This window comes from Bifidobacterium scardovii JCM 12489 = DSM 13734 (genome assembly GCF_001042635.1).
Taxonomy (GTDB): Bacteria; Actinomycetota; Actinomycetes; order Actinomycetales; family Bifidobacteriaceae; genus Bifidobacterium; species Bifidobacterium scardovii.
Map to the genome: position 1 here is coordinate 2,373,487 of NZ_AP012331.1, position 23,899 is coordinate 2,397,385.

General features: G+C 61.3%; 32 protein-coding genes. 27 read left to right on the forward strand and 5 right to left on the reverse strand.

Annotated features, from left to right (window positions below; all coding sequences use genetic code 11):
• The first annotated feature begins 220 nt into the window (after positions 1-220).
• Positions 221-1,501, forward strand: a complete 1,281-nt coding sequence (locus BBSC_RS09715; protein ID WP_046726008.1) for a tyrosine-type recombinase/integrase — start codon at positions 221-223, stop codon at positions 1,499-1,501.
• Positions 1,502-1,537: 36 nt separating this feature from the next.
• Here BBSC_RS09715 and BBSC_RS09720 read toward each other — a convergent pair whose 3' ends face one another.
• The 4 genes from BBSC_RS09720 to BBSC_RS09735 all read right to left on the reverse strand — a co-directional run bounded on the left by BBSC_RS09720 (position 1,538) and on the right by BBSC_RS09735 (position 4,046).
• Entirely contained in the window at positions 1,538-2,128 is a 591-nt protein-coding gene (locus BBSC_RS09720) for a hypothetical protein (protein WP_144414462.1), read from the reverse strand.
• 31 nt (positions 2,129-2,159) lie between these two features.
• Positions 2,160-2,582, reverse strand: a complete 423-nt coding sequence (locus BBSC_RS09725) for a hypothetical protein (RefSeq protein ID WP_231648967.1) — start codon at positions 2,580-2,582, stop codon at positions 2,160-2,162.
• A gap of 13 nt (positions 2,583-2,595) precedes the next feature.
• On the reverse strand, positions 2,596-3,432 hold the full coding sequence (gene dinD / locus BBSC_RS09730) for a DNA damage-inducible protein D (protein WP_033519128.1): 837 nt from the start codon (positions 3,430-3,432) through the stop codon (positions 2,596-2,598).
• 134 nt (positions 3,433-3,566) lie between these two features.
• The gene (locus tag BBSC_RS09735) at positions 3,567-4,046 is read right to left on the reverse strand and encodes a hypothetical protein (protein WP_034535434.1); all 480 of its coding nucleotides are present in this window, start codon (positions 4,044-4,046) and stop codon (positions 3,567-3,569) included.
• A gap of 145 nt (positions 4,047-4,191) precedes the next feature.
• Here BBSC_RS09735 and BBSC_RS13405 point away from each other — a divergent pair, with 145 nt between their 5' ends.
• From BBSC_RS13405 to BBSC_RS13765, 3 genes are all read left to right on the forward strand, one after another.
• Positions 4,192-4,809 carry a phage antirepressor N-terminal domain-containing protein gene (locus tag BBSC_RS13405; protein ID WP_081892908.1) on the forward strand — a complete coding sequence of 206 codons (618 nt, stop codon included), beginning with the start codon at positions 4,192-4,194 and terminating at the stop codon, positions 4,807-4,809.
• A gap of 245 nt (positions 4,810-5,054) precedes the next feature.
• Positions 5,055-5,315 (forward strand): hypothetical protein, encoded by a 261-nt coding sequence (locus BBSC_RS13760; RefSeq protein ID WP_034535433.1) that lies wholly within the window; start codon positions 5,055-5,057, stop codon positions 5,313-5,315.
• A complete protein-coding gene (locus BBSC_RS13765; RefSeq protein WP_144414463.1) occupies positions 5,315-5,665 on the forward strand; it encodes a hypothetical protein in 351 nt (116 codons plus the stop codon). The genes BBSC_RS13760 and BBSC_RS13765 overlap by 1 nt, the downstream gene beginning before the upstream one ends.
• 295 nt (positions 5,666-5,960) lie before the next feature.
• Here BBSC_RS13765 and BBSC_RS09750 read toward each other — a convergent pair whose 3' ends face one another.
• Entirely contained in the window at positions 5,961-6,596 is a 636-nt protein-coding gene (locus tag BBSC_RS09750; RefSeq protein WP_033519131.1) for a hypothetical protein, read from the reverse strand.
• Between the two features lie 75 nt (positions 6,597-6,671).
• Between BBSC_RS09750 and BBSC_RS09755 the strand changes: the two genes are divergently transcribed.
• The 23 genes from BBSC_RS09755 to BBSC_RS09870 all read left to right on the forward strand — a co-directional run bounded on the left by BBSC_RS09755 (position 6,672) and on the right by BBSC_RS09870 (position 23,854).
• Positions 6,672-6,974: a hypothetical protein gene (locus BBSC_RS09755; protein WP_033519132.1), complete on the forward strand. Its 303-nt coding sequence runs from the start codon at positions 6,672-6,674 to the stop codon at positions 6,972-6,974.
• Positions 6,971-7,738: a BRO-N domain-containing protein gene (locus BBSC_RS09760; protein WP_033519133.1), complete on the forward strand. Its 768-nt coding sequence runs from the start codon at positions 6,971-6,973 to the stop codon at positions 7,736-7,738. The genes BBSC_RS09755 and BBSC_RS09760 overlap by 4 nt, the downstream gene beginning before the upstream one ends.
• Positions 7,739-8,052: 314 nt before the next feature.
• Positions 8,053-8,292, forward strand: a complete 240-nt coding sequence (locus BBSC_RS09770) for a hypothetical protein (protein WP_033519134.1) — start codon at positions 8,053-8,055, stop codon at positions 8,290-8,292.
• A 127-nt stretch (positions 8,293-8,419) separates the two neighbouring features.
• Positions 8,420-8,776, forward strand: a complete 357-nt coding sequence (locus tag BBSC_RS09775; protein ID WP_144414464.1) for a hypothetical protein — start codon at positions 8,420-8,422, stop codon at positions 8,774-8,776.
• The gene (locus tag BBSC_RS09780) at positions 8,773-9,021 is read left to right on the forward strand and encodes a hypothetical protein (RefSeq protein ID WP_033519136.1); all 249 of its coding nucleotides are present in this window, start codon (positions 8,773-8,775) and stop codon (positions 9,019-9,021) included. The genes BBSC_RS09775 and BBSC_RS09780 overlap by 4 nt, the downstream gene beginning before the upstream one ends.
• Positions 9,021-9,239: a hypothetical protein gene (locus BBSC_RS09785; RefSeq protein WP_033519137.1), complete on the forward strand. Its 219-nt coding sequence runs from the start codon at positions 9,021-9,023 to the stop codon at positions 9,237-9,239. Before BBSC_RS09780 ends, BBSC_RS09785 begins: the two co-directional genes overlap by 1 nt.
• On the forward strand, positions 9,236-9,703 hold the full coding sequence (locus tag BBSC_RS09790; RefSeq protein ID WP_033519138.1) for a RusA family crossover junction endodeoxyribonuclease: 468 nt from the start codon (positions 9,236-9,238) through the stop codon (positions 9,701-9,703). The genes BBSC_RS09785 and BBSC_RS09790 overlap by 4 nt, the downstream gene beginning before the upstream one ends.
• Positions 9,700-10,113, forward strand: coding sequence for a hypothetical protein (locus tag BBSC_RS12890; RefSeq protein WP_051923174.1), 414 nt, complete (start codon positions 9,700-9,702; stop codon positions 10,111-10,113). Before BBSC_RS09790 ends, BBSC_RS12890 begins: the two co-directional genes overlap by 4 nt.
• A 170-nt stretch (positions 10,114-10,283) precedes the next feature.
• Complete coding sequence (locus BBSC_RS09800; protein WP_033519139.1) at positions 10,284-10,700, forward strand: hypothetical protein; 417 nt, start codon at positions 10,284-10,286, stop codon at positions 10,698-10,700.
• A complete protein-coding gene (locus BBSC_RS09805; RefSeq protein ID WP_144414465.1) occupies positions 10,697-10,921 on the forward strand; it encodes a hypothetical protein in 225 nt (74 codons plus the stop codon). Before BBSC_RS09800 ends, BBSC_RS09805 begins: the two co-directional genes overlap by 4 nt.
• Positions 10,914-11,882, forward strand: a complete 969-nt coding sequence (locus tag BBSC_RS09810; RefSeq protein WP_231648974.1) for a hypothetical protein — start codon at positions 10,914-10,916, stop codon at positions 11,880-11,882. The genes BBSC_RS09805 and BBSC_RS09810 overlap by 8 nt, the downstream gene beginning before the upstream one ends.
• 23 nt (positions 11,883-11,905) lie before the next feature.
• A complete protein-coding gene (locus BBSC_RS09815) occupies positions 11,906-12,778 on the forward strand; it encodes a hypothetical protein (RefSeq protein ID WP_046726024.1) in 873 nt (290 codons plus the stop codon).
• A gap of 98 nt (positions 12,779-12,876) precedes the next feature.
• Complete coding sequence (locus tag BBSC_RS09820; RefSeq protein WP_033519141.1) at positions 12,877-15,150, forward strand: bifunctional DNA primase/polymerase; 2,274 nt, start codon at positions 12,877-12,879, stop codon at positions 15,148-15,150.
• A 193-nt stretch (positions 15,151-15,343) separates the two neighbouring features.
• The gene (locus BBSC_RS09825) at positions 15,344-15,718 is read left to right on the forward strand and encodes a hypothetical protein (RefSeq protein WP_033519142.1); all 375 of its coding nucleotides are present in this window, start codon (positions 15,344-15,346) and stop codon (positions 15,716-15,718) included.
• Positions 15,715-15,909: a hypothetical protein gene (locus BBSC_RS09830; protein ID WP_033519143.1), complete on the forward strand. Its 195-nt coding sequence runs from the start codon at positions 15,715-15,717 to the stop codon at positions 15,907-15,909. The genes BBSC_RS09825 and BBSC_RS09830 overlap by 4 nt, the downstream gene beginning before the upstream one ends.
• Positions 15,893-16,387: a hypothetical protein gene (locus BBSC_RS09835; RefSeq protein ID WP_033519144.1), complete on the forward strand. Its 495-nt coding sequence runs from the start codon at positions 15,893-15,895 to the stop codon at positions 16,385-16,387. The genes BBSC_RS09830 and BBSC_RS09835 overlap by 17 nt, the downstream gene beginning before the upstream one ends.
• Before the next feature lie 43 nt (positions 16,388-16,430).
• Positions 16,431-17,192, forward strand: coding sequence for a hypothetical protein (locus tag BBSC_RS09840; protein ID WP_033519145.1), 762 nt, complete (start codon positions 16,431-16,433; stop codon positions 17,190-17,192).
• 892 nt (positions 17,193-18,084) lie between these two features.
• A complete protein-coding gene (locus tag BBSC_RS09845) occupies positions 18,085-18,567 on the forward strand; it encodes a bifunctional DNA primase/polymerase (RefSeq protein ID WP_231648975.1) in 483 nt (160 codons plus the stop codon).
• 18 nt (positions 18,568-18,585) lie between these two features.
• Complete coding sequence (locus tag BBSC_RS09850) at positions 18,586-18,984, forward strand: hypothetical protein (RefSeq protein ID WP_033519147.1); 399 nt, start codon at positions 18,586-18,588, stop codon at positions 18,982-18,984.
• Positions 18,984-20,780: a terminase gene (locus tag BBSC_RS09855; RefSeq protein WP_033519148.1), complete on the forward strand. Its 1,797-nt coding sequence runs from the start codon at positions 18,984-18,986 to the stop codon at positions 20,778-20,780. The genes BBSC_RS09850 and BBSC_RS09855 overlap by 1 nt, the downstream gene beginning before the upstream one ends.
• Positions 20,774-22,174 (forward strand): phage portal protein, encoded by a 1,401-nt coding sequence (locus BBSC_RS09860; RefSeq protein ID WP_144414466.1) that lies wholly within the window; start codon positions 20,774-20,776, stop codon positions 22,172-22,174. Before BBSC_RS09855 ends, BBSC_RS09860 begins: the two co-directional genes overlap by 7 nt.
• On the forward strand, positions 22,158-23,588 hold the full coding sequence (locus BBSC_RS12895; RefSeq protein ID WP_051923172.1) for a VG15 protein: 1,431 nt from the start codon (positions 22,158-22,160) through the stop codon (positions 23,586-23,588). Before BBSC_RS09860 ends, BBSC_RS12895 begins: the two co-directional genes overlap by 17 nt.
• Positions 23,585-23,854 carry a hypothetical protein gene (locus BBSC_RS09870; protein ID WP_033519149.1) on the forward strand — a complete coding sequence of 90 codons (270 nt, stop codon included), beginning with the start codon at positions 23,585-23,587 and terminating at the stop codon, positions 23,852-23,854. The genes BBSC_RS12895 and BBSC_RS09870 overlap by 4 nt, the downstream gene beginning before the upstream one ends.
• Positions 23,855-23,899: the final 45 nt, after the last annotated feature.

Genomic DNA, 23,899 nt, shown 5'->3' on the forward strand with positions numbered 1-23,899 from the left:
GGCCGCTCCGCTATACGGAAAACCTATTACGGGCACTTGGGAAACAGACTGGTTTAACAGTCGTGAAACCGTTGGAATTCCAAGGAAATCGGGCTCCTCCGGCGGAGTGAAAACGGCGTGTTTCGCGCATTTTCGCACCGTTGGAATTCCGCCGTTTTGCCGCGTTGTACGCCCGCATAGAGTGCGAAATAGAGTGGACTTTCGACAGGGAGGGACGGCAATGGCTGCAACGAAAAACAGCACATCGAGGAGACGCACGAAGGGCGCGGGCGGCGTGTTCCAGGACGCACGCGGCGTCTGGCACTTCCGCCGCGACGTCGGCCCGGACCCCACCACCGGCAAACGCCGAATCATCGAGGCGACCGGCAAGGTCAAGGGCGACGCACGCGCACGATTCGACAAAAAAATCGAAAGATACGAACGGACCGGCCTGCTCGACACCGGCCGGTCCCCCTACCTGCGCGACTATTGCGACCGTTGGCTGGAAGCCTACCGGCTGCGCGTGCGCCCTAACAGCTGGACGAACTCCACCAGCCACCTTAAGACCGTCTGCTCGGTCATCGGATCCGTGCGACTCAACGACCTCCGGGCGGACCACATGCGACTGCTCGTCACGCGACTGTCCGAGAACCACAGTTCGCGGACGGTGCACGACTACTACGGACTACTGCAGCAGGTGTTGGACGATGCGGTGCGCGAGGAGCTGATCAGGGCCAACCCCTGCAGGATGATGCGGGCCCCAAGATGGTCCAGCATGCCGATGCGCATCCTGGGCGAGGACCAGCCGAAAAAACTCATCGAGACCATCTCCACCCTGCCACGGGAGGACGAGGACGCCAGGCGCGTCGTCGAGGACGAGGACGCGCGCGTCATGTGGGCATTGCTGTTCGAACTGGCGTTCTCGACCGGCATGCGCGAGGGCGAACGGTACGCGCTCATGCCGTATGAGCTGGAACGTCGGGACGGGGTGCCGGGCATCTTCGTGCAGCAGCAGTTGCAGCGGTATGTGGGAAAGCCGATGATCCCGTCGTGGATGACGGCGACGCACGTGTGGGGCAGCGTGTGGCTCGTGGCCCCGAAGACCATGAAAGGGTATCGGTTCGTTCCCGTCAGCGAGAGTCTATGGGAGCGATTGTGGGATTGGATCCGCCGACGGGGCATCGGCATGCGCGAACTGGTGTTTCGCAACCGGTTCGGCCGTCCGGTCACCAGGGAGACGGAGCGGTACCGGTGGAAGCGCGCATTGGAGGACGCCGGCCTGCCCTATGTCAAGATCCACAGTGCGCGGCACTGGGCGGCGACCCGCGTGGCCGAGGCCGGGGCAAGCGAGGACGAACGCAAGGCGATCTTCGGGCACACCAGCATCGAGGTGACCGCCGGATACACTCACTGGTCGCCAAAAGCCCTGTCCAAGGCAATGGACAAGGCCATTCCCGACCTGCATGCCGCCTCCTCGACGACGCGCGGGTCGTCGAGGAGGCGGCATGAAAAAGAGCGGTAATCCCCCTCGGGATTACCGCTCTCATCGTTTTTTTTGTTATTCCTGTTTCGGATTCTCCATTGTCGGGGCGACGGTGAGATTCAGTCCCTTGGATCCGTTGTAGCTCCACGTCACGGTGTATTCGTCGAAGTTCTCTTTTTGCACGCCGTTGTATGCGTTGGTCATCCCGATTTGGCTGGTGAGGCTCGATGGCATGTCGAGCGCCTGTTCCACGCATTCGAGCGTGGTGTTCAGCGAGTATTTCTCGGACACGAGGGTGAGGCTTCCGTCGGAGTGGGACGTGAGATTGTCGGCCGTTTGCGACCATGCGTCCGTCGGCTGGCAGTCGGAGACCACCTTCGTGAGTTTCTTCGTGAGTTTCTCGTATTTTTCGACGGTCTGCTGCCGGGCCTGTGCTGCGGCTTTGGCCGTGTCGAGGGCTTCGGACTGTCGTCCGACGGGGTATCCCATGCCCAGGCCGATGATCAGTCCCGCGATCGCCGTGACGATGGGCAGCCAGACGGCTATCGTCTTGCGGTCTTGCGAGGGTGGGGTGAACTGCTGTCCCTGTGTTGTCGGCTGTTCCGGCATCATTTGACCGTATTCCGGCATGGGGGTTGTTGGCATCTGGTTGTTTCCGTCAGTCATGATCTTCCTTCTTCCTTCCTCTCCCCTTTCGTTATACCACCGTCCTGTCGTGGAGTAGTTGCCGGTAGTCGTTGATGACGTCAAGGGTGACGTCGAGTTCGCTGGCGATCCGGTAGGGGTTGCCTTCGTAGACTTGTTCGGCCGTCGCGTATTCGATGGGGTCGACGAGCAGGAGGGCGGTTTCCTTGCGGCAGCGGCGTTCGAGCCTGCCGCCCGCGCACCCGTTGGTGGTGTCGTCGCCGTATTCCCAGTGGATGAGCTCGTGGACGAGGATGCAGCGTTTGCGCGTGTAGGTGACGCGCCGGTCGATGAGGATCGTGTTCGTTTCCCGGCAGTAGAGGCCGTCCATGTTGCCGGGCAGCAAAGCGCTGCTGACGGTCAGTTCGGGCGCGACATCGTACAATGCCATGCGCATCTGCCCGTAGCTCATGCGCGGCGACAACGGCAGCATCATCGAATTGCCCCACTTACTCTTCCTTGAATCCGGTGCCCTCAATGCGTTTCTCATCGTGCTTGGCACGCTTCTCGACGTTCTTGATGTCCTCGACCGCAGGAAGATCCTCCGGTTTGATGCCTCGGTTGACCAGGGCGGCGCGGACGCTCTGGTTGTTCTCGACATGCTCTTGCACGAGGCTGCCGAGACCGTGGAGGTCCTGTTCCTCGATGCCGTAGTTGGTCATCTGCGCGGCGAGCTGCTTGGCCGTCACGTTGATCGGGTGAAGCCGGTCCGCCAACGGTTTTCTTTCCGGCACCCCGAGCCGCTGTTTCATGTCCTTGGTGGAATGGTTGAACAGGGCCTCGTCGCCCCTGGAGCGAACGATCGCGAATCCGTCGCGACGGTTGCTGCGCTCGTAGATGTTCTTCGACAGCATTTTCTCCTCGGCGGTGAGCGCTTGGCGTCCTGCGAGCCGAATGATTTCGCCCATACGCTGTTCGAGGAGTTCGGCGGTGCGTGTCTGCACCGCGAAATAGCTTTGAAGAAGAGCGACCTCTTCCTTCTTCGGGTCGCCGTTCTGAGCGATGAGGTAGCAGGCGTAGCGGGTGAGCTTTACATCATCAATGGAGCGAGTCGCGCCCTTGCCTAGTTCGACGTTTCTCTTGACATCGCGGAAGTGAGCCTCAATCGGAATGCCGGAATTTTCGCATGCATTCCTTGCACGGGAGATGGCTTTCGAAAACGCTCGCCATTCCGAGTAGTTCATGTATGCCATGACGTCTCTGGCGTACCAGAATTCCACGTCATCCTCATTGTTGGCGATGGCGTCGAGGTCGTTGGCGTATCGTTTGATGGCTTCTTTATCCATTTGTCCTCATCTCTCTGCTCCCATCATTTTGTAGTGGTGTACAAAATGATGGGAAGTCAATGTTTCCAATGGTTTTGAACTTACAAGAAATGCTTGTGGGTCGAGGTTGCCAAAGAATGTTTGACGACTGGGTCTTACGCTGGCTCATCTCCGTCACCGTCGTACTTGTGCTCGTCCTCGTGCGCGGCGAGGTCGAGGTCGCCGCGGTGCAGCTTCTGGAGAGTTTCCGCCACTGCGGTTTCTTCGTTGCGCTGTCGTGCCTCCTGCATGTCTTCTTCGGTGAGCGTGATCGGCTCGTCCCACTTTGGGTCGCGTTTTTCGGCTCCGCTGGCCATGCGGATGGAGAGCTCGTGCAACAGTTCCTCATCAGTCGCATTGCGCAATGCGTCCGATGATGCCGACTTCTCCAGGTCGCTGTCGTCAATCAGTCCAAGCGCGACTAGTCCGTCAATGACCGATACACCGTAAGCTCGGGCGATCTTTACGACGTTCTGTGGAGACAACCTGTCCGGTAACTGCCTGTAGAGGGACGACGGGACGATGCCCGCATTGTCGGCAACTGTGTTCTGGCTGTCGCCACTTACCGTTTCTTCGTACCATTGCTGAATGTTCATGTTTTGCATTATGCAATACTTTTGTTTTTTTTGCAACACGCCGTGTTTTGCGTTTTGCTTGACAAATTTTGCAACCTGCTTTTTAATGATTTGCAGAACGCAACACAACGGTTGCGGAATGCAAAAAGAAAGGAGGTTGCCAACGATGAGCGATTCCTTGGTTCAGGTCCCTTTTCGCGAAGACACCATCGACGCAATCAAAGCCAATAACGGTAACTGGTTCGTGTCTCTGAGGCGCATGTGCGAAAACCTCGGCGTGGACTACGCAAGCCAATACACAAAGCTAAAAGCCTACAAGTGGGCAGTCATTGTGTTAAACACAATGACTGGATCCGACGGCAAGGCCTACCAGATGGCGATGATTGACCGTCGCACGATGACCATGTGGCTCGCCAACATCACCCCGAGCCGAGTCAAGCCGGAGCTTCGCGAGAAGATCGAAGCCTATCAGTGCGAGGCCGCCGACGCATTGGACGAGTACTTCAACGAGGGCGCCGCGATCCGGGTCGGCTCCGACGACACCGAGGACGACATCATCGCGAAAGGCATGCTCGCAGCCGCAGTCGCCAGGAGATCGGGAGTTGCCGGAACAACAGTACTAGCCTGCTCGGCGTCGAGGACGGTGGCGCCGTCGCGAGGCCGGATACGCTTCCCGCTCGTTGCGGCGCGACGCAGGATGAGGAAAGCGTCAACTCCGAGCACGTCGGCTATTTTGCTGATGTCGTTGGTGTTGAACGGCTTCTCACCCCGCATGCGCTTATAGAAATAATCACGAGACATTTCTGCTTTTTCGATGATCTCCGAGTCGGAGATATTGGATTCATCAATTGCGCGACGAACTTCATTAATCACGTCTAGCGAGAAGCCTTGAGCTTCATCCATTCCTTTTCTACCCATAGCCAAAAGATTACGTTATTTGCGTACAAAACACAACTTTTTGTATGTATCGACACGCCGATGTACGTAATTGATTTGACTGACTATACGTATTTACGTACAGTGTAAGGCATGAACAATAAATCACTTACCCTCTCGGTCAGCGGGGCGATAAAAGCGGAGCTGGCCAGACAAAACAAGACAGGCAACGATCTGACTGGATTGTTCGGTAAGTCGCGCGACTGGGTATACGCCCGACTTCGCGGGGACAAACCGTTCACCACCGACGAAATGAGCCGCATCGCCGACTATCTCAACATCGGAGTCGAGGATCTCTTAGAAAGCGCCCGGTTTGGACGTCGAATCGCATCCCAGCAAGAAATGGTGGCGTGATGATCAGAACCTATCGACTTGACGGTTCGGACCAGAAGCGGGCCCACGCGCTGATCCATGTTCTCGGCATCGACATGGATCGCGTCAAAAGTCTGGATGAGCATCCGATGATCGTCCGCGTGTCGGATAACGGTCGATGCCTGGTCCACTACTCGGGTGTCGTGGCTTGCGACATGGAGGACATTGCTTTCTGCCTGCAGGGGCTCAGCCCGGTGGCGGTCGAGCCGGGATCTATAGAGACAGGATCCGGGAATGCCGGAACAGGATTCTTCGCGAGGATACGCGAATGTCTCTCGACCGTGATGACTCGACCATCGAAACGACGATCGTGGCGGACTCATGCCGCCTGAGCTTGGAGGCGCCACGGTATTCGACGATCGCGCCGCCTACCGGCGTCACCCGGATGCCGCGTTCGGGAAGCCAGCCGTCATTGCGCAGGATCCACCCGTCCCCGTCCGTCTTCTCCACTTCCCAATCGGTCGAGAGGTAGAGGCGTCGTTCCGCGTCAGCTGACAGCAGTAGTGCCGTCAGTCCCATCCAGTTGTCCGCAAGCCATTTCCACATGGCTCAGATTCTATCCACGAAATGAAAATGCCGTCGATCACAGCGGCGGCGAATGTCAAAGGAGGTAATCGGATGGATGGTCTATCTGCCGATGATTGTTTGGATGTCCGGTATGCTGTCGCCGTCGCGGAAGCGCTCCTGAAAGCATATGGTCTGTTTGGTTCCCAGTTCGCTGGTCCACGTCACGTAGACGTCGACGAGGAATTCGGGTCGGGCCTCGTCGTCGACGTACATGCCCTCTTCCTCCGCCATGCGCATTTCAGCCGCGGATTCGTCCAGATAGTCGCGGAAGAGCTGCGATTGGAGCGGGAGCTTTTCGAGACCGGCAAGAGTTTTCGGACCACTGCGTCCAACGAACTCGTGTTCGTTGCGAATAAGGAAGAAGTCCACGTCGCATGCTTTGTACGGGCATTCGTTGGCGAGGCAGACGGTAAGCGTATCGGTATCGAACTGCGCGCCCCAACGGTAGATCATCTTGTCTTTGCTGATCCGAAGAGCAGCCTCGCCGATCTGATTCGCGCTGCGACCTATCTGGTTCGACTGGGATGCGAGAACGTTGGCGGTTTCGGCGATGTGTCCGGCTTCCTCGTTCAGGCGGTTCGCCGTCTCCGACAGCTTGTTCGCATGGCGCGTCTGCAGGATGGCCACGAGTCCAAGAACGAAACCGGTGAAGCCGAAAGCCGCGCTGACGATGGCGCACGCCTCTTCGATGCTCATAATTCAGATTCTATCCACGAAATGAAAATGCCGCCGATAGGAGCGGCGGCGAATGTCAAATGAAAGAAGGTTCAAATGAACAACACCAGTTTAACCGACAACAAGGAAATCGAAACCCTCGACCTCCCCTCATGGTGGAGCGACGACTTCCCCTGCGTCGCAACCCTGACCAAGACCGGGGTCAAGGGGCACCGTCAACTGTTCGCGGCTGATGTGGACATTCTTCCCGGCGTCGGATTCGCGTTCTACGAAGCCCAATGGCTCAACAACGACGGGTCTTCCTCCGATACGGCTCTTACGACGATCGTTCCGTTCAACAACGTCGAAAGCATCGAACAGATAGAGACCGTGGACGCGGAAGACGGTGGTCTCAAATGAGCAACGCATTGCAAACCCTTCGTTTCGAGGACACTGAAATCACCGCACTGGACTGCGATACCGACGAGCCCGTGTTCGTTGCAAGCCCCATCGCGAAGAAACTCGGGTATCGGGATGCGCTCAACATGCTGCGCGGGTTGGACGACGACGAAAAGGGTACTCACATTGTGGAGACCCTTGGAGGCAAACAAACAGCCAGCGTCATCACGCTGCCCGGTCTGAGCCACGCTTTGAACAATCGCCGCCCCGGTGCTATCAAGGACGAGGCCACGCGCAACATGGTTATCCGCTTCCAGCGTTGGGTGAACCACGAACTAGTCCCGACCATAATACGCACCGGCAGATACGAGGTACAGCGTCCGCAGCATCTGCTTGAGGCGGCTCACCATGAGCGGATGATGCAGGTAGAGCTGTTGAAGGCTTCGCAAGGCATCGTCCACCCGGATTTCCTCGAAGCGAAAACCCGTATCGTCATCGCCAGAGAACTGGGCGAAATACCGGAACTCGACCCGAAGACCCGTCCCCTGTACACACAGGACTATCTACGGGAGAAGAATCTGAGCGCCAAGCAGCTGCGATCGAAGAGCAGCACATTCGGCAAGAAACTCAAGGCCGCATACCGAGAACGAAACGGTCAAGACCCACAACGCGCCGATCTGACACTGCCGAACGGTCACATCATTCAGGTCTACGCCCACACGGAAGAAGATCGACCCTTGTTTGACCAAGCATGGGATGAGCTCAGTCAGAAGGCGGGTGCGTGATGGTTGTTGCGACGAAATCGAAGACGCGGCGTCAGACTGTTCCCGATGTCGCCGATGCGGAACTGTTCGATGATCTGAAGCGCACGCTCCCCCGGGCACGCCAGTACGACAGGGACGGGAATCTGCTGTGGCATTACGTCAGAATCTCGGAAATGCTGAGCCACGGCGGGGCTCCGACCCTGTGCGGCTGCTGGATGAGGGACGATCCCAAACACACCATCTACTGGGATAGCCGCAATGGGGGGGGGGGCTGCGAAAACCCTATGCCCCCGCTGCCAGGTCATGCACCGGTACTGGTTTAAGGGAGGTATGTGATGCCGGTGAGTGTTGATGGGGTTCGTACGGACGGTAATCCGGTGCCCCTGTGGGAGCGTGAGGCGTTGACCCTGCCGCAGGCTGCGCAGGTGTTCAACCTGGATTATGAGGGCCTGCTGCATGCGGTTCGACGGGGTGACATCGACGTGTTTCGTCCGCCGAACAAGCAGGGGCGGCCGGGACGGCGCCGGGTGCGCCGCGAGGAGATGATCCGGTGGATCAAATCCATCGAACAATGAGATTTTCCCCGTCTGACTCGTCATGGGCGGGGAGAAAAAAGAAATGGCCGGCATGGGAGTGGTGCATCGCCTATTGCCTGTTCCCGTGCCGGCCGACACCACAAACCAAATGGAAAGGAAGGAAATCATGGTGTCTGATGACAAGAATATCAAGCTTATCGGAACGCTCGTCGTCCCGATCGGCGAGGAGGACTCGATCCAGGACATCCTGGACCGCGTAACCGGCGCCCTGTCCGGGGACGATCATCCCGCATCCACGGCGAAACCGGCTCCCGTCGAGCCCATGATCGCCGATCTGCCCATCGCATGGCAAGTATACCGGGACACGCTTCTGGACGCGTATGAGGCCGTGCATGCGATCGAACACAGCGCGTTCGAGGACGGGGAGTATGAGCTGTTGGATCTGACGATCCGACTGGTCTCCCTGTTGCGGCAGGCCCAACTGGTCGTCGACCGTCACCTGCACGGGGAGGCGGACCAATGAGCGCCAACGTGTGGGATCGGGCGATCCGTGAAGGCAGGCGGATCGATCACGCGGACTGCGTGTCGGCGGGTGATTTCGTGTTCCTGTCCGGACCGCGCACGGTGATCGCGTTCCAGGCCGTGCATGTCACACGTCAGGACGACATCATCCTGCTCTCGCCCAATGCGGTGCGGTCGTATCAGCTCGGCGGCGCGAGCCAGCTTCGCTTCGAGTTCGCCCTACGAGTCAACGAGGGGGTCCAGTGATGGCGCAGCACGTGAGGATCGAACCGCGCAAAACCAATGTCACGCGCAGCCTGCTGGTGCTGCTCCTGCCCGTGTTGGAGGGGTGGTGCGCGTCCTATTCGTTCACGCACGACATCGGCGCCGGCAACCAGCTCGTGATGGGGTTGTCGACCGTGCTGATGGTCGCGATCCCGTTCATCTGGATGGCGGTGATCCTGTTCTGGAAGGAGGACTCGTGACGCGCATCGACGAATTCCACCTGACCCTGCCGGGTGATCCGGTCGCCAAGGGCCGGCCCCGCGTCTACGGGGGGCATGCGATCACGCCCCGGAAGACGCAGCGTGCGGAGGAGCGGATCTTCGCCGAGTTCCGCCGCAAATATCCGGATGAGGCGCCGTTCGATGGGCCGGTGAGCGTGTACGTGAAATTCTGGCTGTCGAAACGCGGCAAGCCCGACATCGACAATCTGATCAAAACCGTGTTGGACGCGTTGAACGGCGTCGCCTATGCGGATGACTCGCAGATCGTGTCCGTGTTCGCGGAGAAGCGCGTGCCGGATCGGATCGTCCAGGGTGCGCGCGGCTGGCGGAAACGCAAAAGCGGCGACCCATACACATACCAGGGGCACGAATACGAGCCCCACCTGTACATCAGTATCCATTCGATCCCCCAATGGGACCCGACAGAAAAGGAGCAATCATGAGTGGGAAGAACACGCCGGAGTATACGGTGCAGCAGTTGATCGAGGATGAGAACCTGCGAGCGGATTTCGCGGATCTGATCCCGAAGGCGTCGAGGATCACGGATGCCGCGGCCGTTTTCATTTCCGCGTCGGACAAGCTGTTCGGCGGGAAGAACCAGGTGTACGGCAATGACGCGGTGATTCTGGCCCGTGCACAGGATCTGGCGCAGAAGGTCGTCAAATACGGTTCCGCGATCTCGAAGCTGCTGCGCAATCCCGTCGGATCCCGCGCCGAACTCGATCTGGACCAGCCGGCCCCGGCAACCCAGCTCGACATCGACGACATTGGCGATGACGTGATCCATGCGGAGGTCGTCGGCGAGATCGAAGCCCCTCATACCGACTCCGGCAAGGCCGATGAGCATGACTGACCATCGCCCGTATATGCCCCGCTGTCGCGTCTGCGGGCCGTTGGGCGCGCCGACCACGCTGCTGGCGTGCATGGACATCTGCGAAAAGCATCGACGCGAATACAGGACGCACAAGACCCAATGGGTGCCACTCAATTCCGGCACCCGGATACTCGTGAAAGGAACACACCATGACTGCGAATAACACTCTGTCGCCCATGTTCCGGGAGCCGGCCCTGTCGCCGGAAACCGGGACCGCGGAACCCGAGGACGCGGAGCGCAAGGCCCGATTGCTGCAGGCGCAGGCGGCGCGAATCGTCGAACTGCAAGGGGAGATCAAAACCCGCGAGGACGAGCTCGAAAGCCTCAAAAGCCAAATTCTGGACTCGCATACGCCTGGCACCTACCAGGCGGGCCAGCTCAAGGTCACCGTCAAAAACGGGCCCATGCGGCTCGACACCGCGAAGCTCGGCAAGGATTATCCCGCAACCGACTATCCGCAGTTGTACAAGAGCGCATTGGATACGCGGGCGGTGCGGGGAGCGTTCGCGCCGGTCGCATTGGCCGGCTATCAGGTCGCCGGCAAACCGCAGGTGGTGATCTCATGAGCAGCCTATGCGTAATCGCCAGCGGGCACGCCACAGTGCAGCAGAAGCTGGTCGTCTCATGGCCGGCCGGCATGGGCGAGCCCAATGAGGCGAACGTGCTGACCGCGCTCAACAACAACACGGTGTGCGTGGACGACGTGCTCGACCAGGACATCAACGAGGACGACGTCACCTACACCAGCGCAACCATCACCATCGAAGAGGAGGATGACGATGAGTGACGCGATCCCCATCGACCTGACCCGTCCGACTGCCCAAACGCAGGACGTGCTGCAGACCCCACCATCAACGCCGAAACCCCGGGTGGACACGATGGAGGAACCGAAACTATGGCCGGAAATCCGCCAGCTCATCGAAAACGATATCCAGAACGCGCCGCGCGAACTGCAACGCGAGATCGGTCCCAGCGAACTGGGCACGGACTGCGTGCACTGTCTGGCGGCGAAGCTGGCGGGATGGCCCGAACGCCGCTCCCCCGGATGGCTGCCGTTCATCGGCACATGCGTGCACGCCCACTTCGAGCGACTGTTCCAAAAGCTCGATGCGGATCCGGCACACCAGTTCTCCTATACGGGCGAAGACAATGTGACCGAGCTCGTGGAACGCTGGCGGTCGGAATACCGGGTCACCGTAGGCCGTTTGCAGGGCTTGCACGGCGGCTACGACGTGACCGGCAGCATCGACCTGTGGGACAGGAAGACCCATAGCACCATCGATTGGAAGATCGTCGGCAACACGACCGTCACCAAGGTCAAGGCCCACGGACCCTCGCAACAGTACCGGATACAGGCCAGCTTGTACGGCGTGGGACTGGCGAACGAGGGCGAGCGGGTGGAGCGCAACTGCATCTACTTCCTGCCCCGAAACAAAACCAGCCTCGGCGACGCGCTGCCCTGGGAGACCAGGTTCGACCCGAAACCCGGCCAATGGGCGTTGAGCCGGGCCCAACTGCTCGTCAACCTCATGGACATCATCGAACAGGCCGAAGGCATCGAAGTGCGCGACAGCTGGATCAGGCAACTGCCGACTACCGGACCCGACAAGTGCTTCTCCTGCAAGGGCCACGTGTGGCCCGACATGAGCGCATTGCCGGAGTTCGACGCCAAGCCGTGGCCGGACGTGCCCGCCAAATGGGTCCGACTCATTCCCCTCGTCGAACCCGAATACCAATTCACCGAATAACCAACCATTGAAAGGAACACATCATGTTCGGACAGCAACCACAACAGCAGTACGGCGGATACCCCCAGCAGGCGTACGGCTACCAGCCCCAACAGCGTCAACCCGTCCAGTTGAGCTCGCTCGGGGACCTGCTCGCCGGCAACAGCGCCAAGGCGTTCTTCGGCGCGAACAGCCAGCCCGGAGACACGGTCACCGGCGTCATCGAGAAGATCGAACCCACGCAGGTCAACGACTTCCAGACCAAGCAGCCCGCCTACTGGAACGACGGACGCCCGAAAGAGCAGATCCACATCATCATCCAGACCCAGTTGCGCGACCCGAGCGTGGACGACGATGACGGACGCCGCAGCCTCTGGGTCAAAGGCTGGGGGATCCAACTGAAGGCGTTCCGCGATGCATGCCAGCAGGCCGGCGTGAAGATCCCGAAGCCGGGCGACACCATCACCGAAACCTACATCGGGTTGGGCGAACGCGGCAACGCACCCCAACCGCCGAAGGTGTTCTCGTTCCACATCGAACCCGCGAACGGGAACCAGTCCCAGCAGCCAGTGCAGACAGCTCCCCCGCAGCAACCCCAGGGTTACCCGCAGCAGCAGTACGCGCCGCAGCAGGCGTCTCCGGTCCAGCAGCCCCTGCCGCAGCAGCCGAGCATGGTGGACCCGTGGTCCGGGCGTCCCATGCAAGCCCAGCCACCAGTGCAACCGGTGCAGATCCAGCAGCCCCAGCAGCCGCAGGTGAACGCGCAGCAGGTCCTGCAGCTCAAGGCGTTGGGCAAGCCCCCGCAGGAGATCGCGGGCATGCTCGGCGTACCCGTCGAAACGGTGACGGCGATCACGGACGCGGCCAACCCCACGGCCCACCCGGACGCCACCAGTGGCGAGGAGCCCGAATTCTAACCATCCGCCCATAGCCGTAGCCGTAGCCAAGCGGCCGGCGCAGTTGCAACGACGCGCACGGCACCACATAACACCCCAGTAATACAGGAGGATCCAAGATGACCGACATCTACGGGTACGCGGCAGCCGAGCCACTCTACCGCGCGGCCGGCTGGATGCAGGTCATCCCCCTGCCCGAAGGCAGGAAAACCCCACCACCCAGCGGCTATACGGGACGCAGCCGCAAGCCCGTCACCGACGAGCAGATACGACTATGGGCCCAGGCGAATCCGAACGCGAACACGGGCATCGTCATCCCCGAAGGCGTGCTCGTGCTGGACATCGACGCCGCACAAGGCCACCAGGTCAAGGCAGACGGCGCCAAGGGCATCAGCGAACTCGCACGGGAGCTCGGCGCATTGCCGGCAACATGGAGCAGCACAGCCCACGGCATCGACTCGCCGGCGCGCCACCTGTTCTATAGGGTCCCCGAAGGTCTCGCATGGCGTGGAGGCGCGATCGAAGGCGTCGACATCCTGCAGCCCGGCCACCGGTACAGCGTGGTCTGGCCGTCCATCCACCCATCCGGCGAAATGTACTGCTGGTATACGCCGGGCGGCTCGCCCGCCGGCACGATCCCCCGCATCGCGGATCTGGCGACCCTGCCATCGGAGTGGGTGGACCGGCTGCGCAAACCCGACCGCGAAAAAACGTCGAATTCGGCCACTTTAAACCCCTCGAATTCGATGGGTTATGACGACCGCATGTGCAAGGCCATCAACACGTTCCTCGACAAGACACTCGCCAACCCGGCCAGCAAAGGCTCACGTCATGACACCACACTGCAGGCCGTCTGGGCTTTGGTTAACTTCGCGCAGGAGGGGCATCGCGGCGCATTGGATGCGATCAACCAGCTCAAACCCCGGTTCATCTCCGAGGTGGCTCCCGACCGTCAGGGCAAGGAGCGTGAGGCGGCACGCGAATGGGCCGCGATCCTCAACGGCGCAATGGGAAAGGTCAACGGCATCCCCTCCCGTGTGGATCCGTGCGAGCAGTCGAAGATCGAACGCATGCTGCCCGGAGAGTTCAAAGACCCCACCCAAGACGGCACACATGCGGAAAGCCACCCGCAGAAGGTTCAAAACGTTGGAGCGACGCCGGTTCAAAACGGTTCAATTCCCGTCCCGCAAGTTCAAAACGGGTCGGCGGAAGGTCGCGAGGCGAATACCCCCGCCCCCTCCAGCTGGCGGTTCGAGGACCTCACCCAACTCGCGTCCGGTATTGAACTGCCACCCACACCCACCGTGTTCCAACGCGAGGATGGACAAGGCCTGTTTTACCGGGGCGCGGTCAACGACCTGCACGGCGAGCCCGGATGCGGCAAAAGCATGATCGCTCAGATCGCAACATCCCAAGAACTCAAACAGGAGCATGACGTGATCTACATCGACTACGAGGACTCGGCACGCAACGTCGTCAAACGACTCCTACTGCTCGGCGTGACGGCCGAACAGATCATCAACCACCTGCACTACGTACGCCCGTCCGCGAAGCCCAGCAGCCCCACCAGCCTCACCGGCTGGCAGGAAACCCTCCAGTACGCGGACACGGCCACACTGGCCATCATCGACGGCGTCACCAGCTGCCTCGCCTACGCCGGCCTCGACAGCAACAGCGGTGATGATATCGCCGCCTGGTACAACACCATGCCCCGACTCATCTCAGCCTGCGGGCCAGCCGTCGTACTCATCGACCACGTCGTCAAGTCCAAAGACAATCGCGGCCGCTACGCCGGCGGCAGCATGCAGAAACTCGCATTGATCGACGGCATCAGCTACAGCGTGGACATGACCCGACCAGTCGGCAGGGGCTTGCGCGGCACCATCGTCATCAAAAGCGGCAAGGACAGGATCAGCGAAATCGAGGAGCATTGCGCGTCGGCATGGACCGGCAACGGCAGCCACCTGCGCGAAGCAGCCCGGATCGAAATCAACAGCACCGACCCGAACATCATGCGCGTCACCATCGCACGGCCCAACATGATGCCCGTCGACGACAGACCGGCGAAACGCGACGACTTCCGACCCACCGGACTCATGGAACGCATCAGCCGCATACTGGAAGACTCCGTGGAGGAGCCGAACCAGTCCGAACTGTTCCAAGCGTTGAAGGACGACGGCTCGAGCGCGCGCACCGCCGTCATGAGCAAGGCCGTGAACCTGCTCCTGCGGGAGGGGTTCATTTCGAACCGCTCCGGACGCAACAACCGGTCAATATTCAAAACGGTACGACCTTACCGGCAGATCGACGACCCGAAATCGGACGCATACGTGGATCGAATGAGCAGGGGGGAGGCGAGCGAATTGGATGCCGAAAACCACTTCGAAATCTAGTTTTTCCCGTTTTTCCCAGTTTTTCCCAGTCTTTCCCGGAAAAACTGGAGCCACCGAGTCTAGCTTTTCCCAACATCCCCGGTCACACTACGTGTGTGACCGGGTGTGGGAAAAACTACGGCTCGCCCCTCGGGAAAGCCCCAAAACACCTCTCGACAACACTAGTTTTTCCCACATCAAAGGAGACCGGATAATGACCCTCACATTCAAAGAGCAGATCGAAGAAACCGCATGGGAGCTCGCCAACGGCGAAGGCACGGTACCCGAGCTGCGCCAGCGGTTCGACAACAATCCCGACACCCCGAACTTCGACCCGGCAAAAGCCTTGGAGATGCTGCATATCCTCCAAATCGTCAACTACAAGCGGGTTCCCCAACACCAAGGCAGACCAGCCCGCAGCCACTTCCTGAAGAAACCTGAGTACTCAGTACTCGACTTCGACATTCCCAAGCCCGTCCCCAAGGATGAGCGGGAGAGGGAGATGCGGATCCAATGGGCTGCAGACTTCCGCACCATCGCCCGTTGGCTCGATGCGAACTGCCACACGGTCGAAAGCGAGGAATCATGACCGGCCAGCATTTTGATCTCACCCGACAGGCGATCGACGCGCTCACCAGGAACGAGCTCGTCGGCGCGGCCAGTCCGGCGGAAGCGTACGTCACCGGCTATGAGACCGGGTGGCGGGCGGCGATCGACTTCGCGATCCGCGTCGAAACACGATTCAACAGGGAGGACCTGACCGATGAAGCCGAAGGCTAGGGAACGCAAGCCGGCATGGTTGCGCGTGTTCGCGCCGTCGGGCAATCTCGCCAAACTCGAGCCCATGGTCTGCCCCGGATGCGGCCGATGGGTGATCGTCCAACAGACGGGCGTATGGGACACCTATGACGCGGGCATCATCCGCGACGGGGACATTGCGGTGGCGATCATCCTGGACAAACGGTTGGCACGGATCGAGTGGAACAACGTGTTCCGTCAGCCCGTGCTGGTCGAGGTGTGCGGACAGCGGGGCATCAGACCGGACGGCCTGTACCTCGCCGGACACGAGTGCGCGCGCATGCGGGTCAGCTCCACGGGATTCACGCCACCACGCAAGGAACGACCGCCCGGCAAACCGGTCTTCGACGCACACCTGTCGGACGAGGAGATCGCCGAGTTCGAACGCCTGTGGAACATGCCATTGGCGGACCTGAAAAAGAGAAAAGCCCCAACCGAACGGGTCGGCCAGGGCGAGTAGTCGCAAATACTCAGTTTAGCCGATCCGTCGGAGGGACGCCATCATGGAATGCCAGCACTGTCACAACGACACCACCGAAAACCATACGCTCTGCACTGCATGCGAGATGACGTTCTTCCATACGCTCATCCGGCTCGCCAATGACATCATGCCCCTGCACGACAGTCTGGACGCGACCCTGCATCCGGGCGGCCATTCGCCCGTCAGGATCCAGACCGCCACCCCGCCCACGCCGATCCGCCTCGACGTGCTGGACCTGATCGACATCCTCGACAGCACCGCCTATGAGCTGCGGCGCCGACTGGACGGGATCGACGCGCACTTGGATGCGCCGGATCCGCAGTGCGAGGATCTGCGCATGACCCTCATCACGTGCGCCGGGCATCCGCGTCTCGCCATGTTCCCCGACGCCGGCATGTATCTGGACGTTCTCGCCGATCTCGCCGTCAGGATCGATCATGTGCTGGATCCGCCCGAAGAACACCGCGAGATCGGGACCTGCGAATGCTGCGCGACCATGCTGACCGCCGGCAGCCGCGACCAGTGGGTCACCTGCCCCGTATGCGGACGCGAGCAGCGCGTCCAAACCGTCAAACTCAAGCGACTCGAGCGATTGTGCTTCGATGATTCCAGGCGCGGGTCGGCGGCCGGTATCGCGCGCGCGTTCACCGACGCCGGCATCACCCTGCGCGCGGCCACGATCCGCAAATGGGTTCAACGAGGCAGACTCACCCGCAGCCCGCAGGGCATCGCCTACTGCGACGCGTATAGGCTGGTCATCGCCGGCGTGTCGCAGCTGGACTGAAAACCGGGTGTCACGCACAATAGCAATGGCAGAAGTGTCTGAAGACCCGGATCAACCGATCCGGGTCTTCGCATATCCGCATTCATTGGCGACCTGCTGCCGGTCGGGAGATGCCACCGGCATGTGAGAGGTCGAGGGCTACATGGACAGACGAAGGACTAACTGGAATAGCAGCGACAGACGCAGCCGACTGCCCGATGATTGGGGGTGGCGCCGACAGCAGGTCAGGATGCGCGCGCACGGCAGATGCCAGGCCGAGCATCATGTGCCGGAATGCGATGGGATCGGCACGGACTGCGACCACATCATCGCCGGCGACAACCACAGTCTTGACAACCTGCAATGGCTGTCGCATCCTTGTCATAAAGCGAAAACGGAGCGCGAGAACGCGGAAAGGAACACCAGACGAGCGCACACGCGCAAGCATCCAAGGGAACGATTTCCCGGCCTGCTCGACCGACCCGGCCGGGGTGGGGAGGGACTCCCCCCGATTGTCGGTGTAACCGCCGGATAGCACTTCCGATCATGCATGCGGCCCAAACGTTCGTTTTCCGGATGGTCTCATTTTTCTTGGGCTGTTTCTCGTTCCGCTGTTCTGCGTGGCTTTATTCGCCTCTCAGCGTCATCCGATGCGTTTGCGTGGGTTGTACGGTTTAAGCAACGCCTGTTTTTTGAGCGATGTCACGATATTAATTAATCGTTGATATTACGCCATTTATTTGTTTTGTTAGCGTTGTCACGATATAATTAAAGCGTGACACGATGCGAATTTTGTGACAAGGAACTCCCCGAGGCTCAGGGTCGGGGCCGCAAACGTCGGTTCTGTGACGACCGGTGCCGCCAGGCGGCGCACCGGGCCGGGGAGCGAATGCCCGTGCCGCCGGGGATGGCGATGGCGAACCGCTGGGTGTGCTGGAAGAAAGTCGTGCGCGGCGACGGCACGTCCAAGATGCCCGTCACCTGCGACGGCTCCCCCGCGTCCAGCACCGACCCCGCCACATGGACGGCGCTCGTCAGCGCGGAATCCTCCGACATGGGCGACGGTCTCGGATTCGCGCTTGGCGGCGGATTCGCGTGCATCGACCTCGACCACTGCTACGACGAACGCAACCACCTGGCCGGCTGGGCGAAGATGCTGATCGCCCCCGTGGCCGATTCCACGTGGATCGAGATCAGCCCGAGCGGCGACGGCCTGCACATCTGGGGACGCTGCGCCGAACGCACCGGGCTGAAGGTCCGCAATGATCTCGGCATGAACGTCGAGGCCTACAGTCAGGGACGCTATATGACCTACACGGGCCGCCGGTTCCGCAAGAGTCCGGCGAAGCTCGCCGACCTGACGTTCCTGTTCGACGTGATCGCACGTCTCGACTGACCCGAAAGGGGGTGCACGTTGCCACGCCCAAGAAAAACAGCCGGGCACCGCATGCCGTCCGGGCTCATCAAGGACGGCAAGGGCCAGACCCTGTGGCGTGACCTGACCGACAAGTGGGAATTCACGGAATCCGAATACCGGATGCTGGAAAACGCCTGCTACACCGCCGACCGTATCGTCAAGGAACGCCGCGCAATCGGCGACACCCTGACGGTCTCCGGCAGTCAAGGGCAGATCGTCGCGCATCCGTTGCTCGCACAGCTCAGGCTCGACGAGGAGCACCTCGCCAAGACACTCGCCCGCATCGTCATGCCGGAACCCGACGAAAAGGCCGGTGCTTCGGCCGACGAGGGCGACAGGTCGACTAGGATGCGCGACGTGGCCCAGTCCCGGTGGGGAAAGGCGTACGGTGGGTGATGGCGAGGCTGCGCACACAACGATCCGCAGCCTACGTTCCCTCCCGCCAAGCCGAATACCGGGAGATCATCGACTGGTACCGTGACACGCTCGCCAACGAACCCGCCCGCAGGTGGAACATGCAGCCGACGCTGATCGGCCCGACATGGAAGCGCGACGAGAACGGCTGGATATTGCCCGAGATCACGCTCGGCTGGCAGTTCCTCGCATGGAGCGGCTACTGGCTGCGCAACTCGAAGCAGCGGGCGCCGTGGAAGTGGACGAACGAGCAGGCCCGCTTCTGGTTGTGGTACTACAGTCTGGACGAGCACGGCACGCCGATCCACGACAATGCGGTGCTGCAGCGGCTCAAGGGCTGGGGCAAGGATCCGATGGCCGCCGGCGGCGCGGTCACGTCATGCTTCGCTCACCTCACGTTCGACCACTTCGACGCCAACGGAGAGCCCGTGGGCCGTGAGGAGCCGAACGCATGGGTGCAGGTGTGCGCCGTGTCCCAAGAGCAGACGAAGAACACGATGAAACTGCTGCCCGGGCTCATCCCCGCCGAGACCCGACGCCATTACGGCATCCAGCTCGGCAAGCTGAACATGTACGCGCTCGGCGACAGCAGGCAGATCGAGGCTGTCACCTCAAGCCCCCTCGCATTGGAGGGCGGTCGGCCCACGTTCCTGATCCGCAACGAGACGCAGAACTGGAATTCCTCGAACGGCGGCCATGACATGGACGGCGTCCTGTCCGGTAACGCGGCCAAGTCCGAGGATTCGGTCAACGTGAAGATGCTCGATATCTGCAACGCGTACCGCGACGGCGAGGACAGCGTGGCCCAGCGCGTGCGCGAGGCGTGGGAGGGCACGCAGGGCGACCCGAACAGCGACGACAAGGGATTGCGCCCCAAATACATGGACTTCGGACTGCTCTACGACTCGATCGAGGCCGCTCCGGACACTCCTATGACCGAGGAGTCGATACCGAAGGTCGTCGAGGACGTTCGCGGCGACTCCACGTGGCTGTCCACGGCGAAGATCGTGCGTGAGATCATCAATCCGAAGAACCCCGTCAGCGAATCGCGGCGCAAGTGGTTCAACCAGTGCGAGGCGCCCGAGGACGCCTACGTCACCTCGCAGGAGTGGGACGCCAACGAGCATCCCGAACTCAAACTGGAACCGGGCGAGGAGATCACGATGTTCCTCGACTGTTCGCTGACCGACGATGCGACCGCACTGGTGGCATGCCGGGTCAGCGACGGTTTCACGAAGCCGCTCGGCCTGTGGCAGAGGCCTCCGGGCAAGCGCGGCGACACATGGAAGGTGCCTCGCGAGAGCGTGGACGACGCGGTGCGCGAGGCCATGCGCGTATACCGGGTGGTCGCGTTCTGGGGCGATCCCAGCCACGTGCTGGACGATGAAACCGGATTGCACTACTGGGATCCGCTGTTCGACGCATGGCACCGCGTCTACGGGCGCCGATTGAAGCTGTGGGCGAGGCCCGAGGGACGCGACCGGCATTCGGTCATGTTCGACATGGTGCGCCTCGACGTGCAGAAAAGGTTTGTCGAATACGTCGACCAGGCGTACACGGCGATTTGCGACAGGGACTTTCCCCATGATGGCGACGCGAGGCTGCGCGCGCACATGCTCAACGCGCGCCGTCAGCCCACGAGGGCCGGCATGAGCGTCGCCAAGGAGGGCCGCGAATCGAAACGCAAGATCGATCTCGCGTTCTGCGCCATCGCCGCGCGAGGCATGCGACGCGAATATCTGAACAATCGCAAGAGAGGAGGCGGACAGGTATGGTGATCACCGAATACGGCGACGAAACCGAGGCCGAACAGGCGTTGCGTTCGCTGCTGCTGCCCGCGTTCGGCGACGAAATCGAGAAGCTGAACCGCATCGACCGCTGGTGGCGGTGGAATCCCAAGCCGATCCGCCTGCGCAGGGCCACGCCCGAGCACAGGATGCTGCGCGACATGGGGCATACGCCGTGGCTGCGCCTCGTGGTCACGACCATCGCCCAGACGCTCTATCTCGAGGGCGTCGACATTCCCGGCAAGGCGGACACGGATTCGGCCCGCGCGTTCTGGCATCCGTGGGTGGAGAACAGGATGGGCCGCAAGCAGGTCGCCCTGCACAAGACGGCCATCGCTTACGGGTCCGCCTATGCGGCCGTCCGCGCCGTGAAGTCGCCGCAGGGTGGCGTGCATGCCGGTATCGACTGCTATTCGCCGCGCGAAAGCATCGCCGTGTACGACGATCCGGCGAAGGACGCGTTCCCGCAGGCGTTCATGCGTCTGCGCCGCCTGTCTCCGGAATCATGCTCGTACGAACTGTGGGACTCGTGGAACGTCTGGCAATGGAAGCGGGAGAACGGCGCCTATGAATTCGTGTCGGCGACGCCGCACTTGGCGACCGACCCGTACGGCAACCCGGTGTGCCCGGTGGTCCGCTACACGAACGACCTCGACCTGCAGGGGCGCGCCCCCGGCGAGGTCGAACCGTTCATCCCGCTCGCCAACCGGCTGAACAAGGACAACTACGACCGTCTGCTCGCCCAGCACTACAACAGCTGGAAGGTTCGTACCGCGACAGGTCTGGACATGACGGAACTGTCCGACGCGGAACGCGCCGACAGAAAGGCCAGGCTCAGCCAGGAGGACATCCTCACCGGCGGCGAGGGCGTGCAATTCGGGACCCTGCCCGAAACCACGCTGTCCAGTCTGATCGAGGCGAAGCAGGCCGACGTGGAGGAGCTCGCCGCCGTCTCCCAGACGCCGACCACGGCGTTCGGCAAGATGGTCAACGTGGGTGACGCCGGCATCGCCGAATCCCGCGCCGGCTTCTACGCCAAGCGCGACGAACGCCAGAAAAGCTTCGGCGTGAGCCACATGGACGTGCTCCGGCTCGCCGCAGGCATCGAAGGTCGTGTGGACGATGCCCGCAACTTCGACCTGACCCCCATCTGGGAGGACACGGACGTGCGCACCATCAACCAGGCGGTGGACGCGCTCGGCAAGGCCGCGCAGATGCTCGGCGTACCCAAGGAACAGTTGTGGGACATGATCCCCGGCGTGTCCAAGAGCCGCGCCGACTCGTGGCGCGAATGGGTCGAAACCCATCCCGACGCGGACACGCTCGCCATGCAGGCATACCAGGCACAGCTCGCATCGGCGGTGGACGATGGCGCAGACCAGTAATGGCGCCCTGCTGACCGACAAGCACCGGCGCGCCCAGGTCAGGCTCGCCATCACCGCCGACAGTCAGGCGCGACGCATCTGGGACGCCACACTCGACCCGAACAACCTCAGGGCCAGTCAGCCGATATGGAAGAACGCCGTCCTGCAACTCCTGCAGACATGGTGGAGGATCAGCGCGCAGACGGCCAACGAATACCTGCCCCGCTTCCGCGAGGCAGAAACCGGCGACGGCGGCTTCCAGACCGCCATGCCACGCTTCGACCGTGCGAGCATGGCGCAGCGGATCGACTGGACCGGCGCGACGAACGTGCTGTGGCACCTCGCCCGCGGGGAAACTCAGGAAGCGGCATGGGCCGCGGCGCGCAGCCTGTTCCTCGGAGTGTTCCACGAGGCCGTGCTCACCGGCGGTCGCACCACGATCGAACACTGGGCCCAACAGGACTCGCGCGCCATCGGCTGGCGTCGAGTGTCCGACGGGGATCCGTGTGCGTTTTGCGCGATGCTCGTCACCAGAGGTCCCGTCTACACATCCAAGGACAAGGCCGGGCTTAGCGCCAAGACGGGAAAGAAGTATCATGCGCATTGCGGGTGCACCGTCGAGGTCGTCTACGGTGACTGGAAACCCACCGAACGGGAGCAGCGGTGGATCGACGATTACTATCGAGCCGCCGAAAGCCTGCCCAAGGGCACGCCGAGAACTCAGGAGACCGTGCTGCCGCTCATGCGTCGCGACGCGGACTTCCGCGACAGCGTGGCCAGACGCAACACGGCCAGCGCGAAAGCCAGCAGACGCGCCGCGGTCGCGGCGCGGAAGGCGAAGGAGTTCCAGGAACGCAAGCAGGCCCTCAACGCGACGATCGACAACCCCGGAAAGCCGATGAGCATCAGCAAAGCCGACCAGTCGCACGCCAACCCGAAATTCGACGGGCATGGATGGCGATACCGCAACAACTGCCAGTCGTGCGTACCCGCATACGAAATGCGACGGCGTGGCGTCAACGTCCAAGCGCGCGGCTTCGGCTCGGACGAGTCGAAACAGGTCATGAACGACAACACGCTCGCATGGACGAATCCCCGTACCGGACGCAAGCCCACACGCCACAACGTCGGACACGACACGTTCGACAGAGTGCAGGCACGGATCGGCAAACGCATCCGTCCCGGGGAGCGCTACGCCATGTCCTTCTCCTGGCAGGACCAAGACGTGGGGCACATCGTCGTATTGGAACGCCCATGGACGAACCATGGCAAGACCATCATCGTCGTGGACCCGCAAGCCGGAACGAGACAAACCCTGAAACAGTATTTATACCGATACCAAGTGGATCCCCGTAGTGTCGGGGTCTACCGGATTGATAATCTGGAACTGAACAGGGACATCGCACCCGGGTTGATGGAGGTCGCGAAACAATGAAGACGATCAGGGAACTGACGGAGAACGCGAGACGGGAGGCATCCCGGCAAGGTTTCCGCCTGCTCAAGCCCGCCGGCATCTATCACGGAGAGCTCATCATTTATGCGGTTCCGTCGTCCTGCGAACCGGGCGCCGCCATAGGATTGCCCCAAGGGTTCTTCGTGGACCTCGAATCCGGCCAAGCCCGGTATTGCACCGCCAAGGAAAGCATGATGCTGTCCAGTCGCGAATTCCTTGAAGAACTCAATCCGATACCTGCAAGCTAGCAGCTTCCCATTCGATTTCCCAAGCCGCCATGAACTCATGGCGGC